Here is a 641-nt window from a genome sequence, read left to right as displayed (position 1 = left end):
ATATTTAATAGTTACAAGAAAGTTAAAATTTAATAGAAATTAAGCTATATATTTAAATAAAAGCTTTGCATAATAAATAAAAAGCACTTTATTCAATGAATGGGAGAGATTAAATGAAAGCATTTCTCGTACTTGATGAGCTGAATCAGTTTCATTGGGCGATGCTTAAATCTGTCCTATTGATTTTAGCATTATTACCTATTGCTGAAGTTTCATTAAAGCTATGGTTGAGTACTGAGGGAAGTAGCCAAATCATGATTGGTTTCTTTGCCTTAAGTATTGTAAGCGCTTGGTTAATGGTGAGCTTCTTTACCGCATTAAAAACGAGTGTATGGCAAACTAAACAGATGGCTTCTAAATACGAACAATTGCTTTTTAAAGCTTATCGTTATGTGCCGATGGTTTTTTTATCCAGTTTAGTTGCTTATTTATCTTTGCAATTATCGATTGCTTTTTAATCTTATTTTAAAACAGAATTTTTAAATAAAACGTAGACTCAACATCTACGTTTTATTTTTTAACTGGACTTAAAACAGGGTGTTTCTTCATTTGTACATATTATATGCTTCAAATCAGCAATTTAAGAACATGAGAAATATGAAATGGAACAAATCGAGTGGAATGAATTTTTAAAAGTAGAA

At 29.3% G+C, this 641-nt stretch carries 1 protein-coding gene; it reads left to right on the top strand.

Going from position 1 to position 641, the window contains the following annotated elements; translation table 11 throughout:
• Positions 1–113 precede the first annotated feature (113 nt).
• Positions 114–458, top strand: a complete 345-nt coding sequence (locus ABD296_RS49770; protein WP_000643174.1) for a hypothetical protein — start codon at positions 114–116, stop codon at positions 456–458.
• Positions 459–641: the final 183 nt, after the last annotated feature.

It is taken from the genome of Actinomadura napierensis (genome assembly GCF_039529375.1).
Classification (GTDB): domain Bacteria; phylum Actinomycetota; class Actinomycetes; order Streptosporangiales; family Streptosporangiaceae; genus Spirillospora; species Spirillospora napierensis.
The sequence above is the reverse complement of the archived record's forward strand: the minus strand, read 5'-3'. Positions and strand labels throughout refer to the sequence as shown.

Excerpts from the sequence above, each read along its gene's own strand:
- ABD296_RS49770 (WP_000643174.1), top strand. The coding sequence starts at position 114 with ATGAAAGCATTTCTCGTACTTGATGAGCTGAATCAGTTTCATTGGGCG.